Origin of the sequence: Acinetobacter sp. NIOH-H-8 (assembly GCF_046635365.1) — a bacterium.
Taxonomy (GTDB): domain Bacteria; phylum Pseudomonadota; class Gammaproteobacteria; order Pseudomonadales; family Moraxellaceae; genus Acinetobacter.
Map to the genome: position 1 here is coordinate 1 of NZ_JBHDVN010000405.1, position 251 is coordinate 251.

The 251-nt window shown below is 37.1% G+C and carries 1 pseudogene; it reads left to right on the top strand.

Going from position 1 to position 251, the window contains the following annotated elements:
- Positions 1 to 139: pseudogene (locus tag ACEWB7_RS18870) on the top strand (IS4 family transposase); the annotation flags it as partial.
- Positions 140 to 251 lie beyond the last annotated feature (112 nt).

Here is a 251-nt window from a genome sequence, read left to right on the forward strand (position 1 = left end):
TGATATTCCTGAGTTTGTTGCAGTTGAAAATGGCAAAGAAAATGACATGGTACAAGGCCGCAAATTCCAGTTTCCTGCTGGCAGCATTGTAGTTTTTGATAAAGGCTATGTCGATTACCAATGGTATAGTCAAACTACTTTATTATTCATACAGGATTCGAAAAAAACTTGAAATAACTCATCGACTGAGTCGATCAACCATTCTTTACGCTTACGTTTAACCCATGCCCACATCTGTTCTATAGGATTTA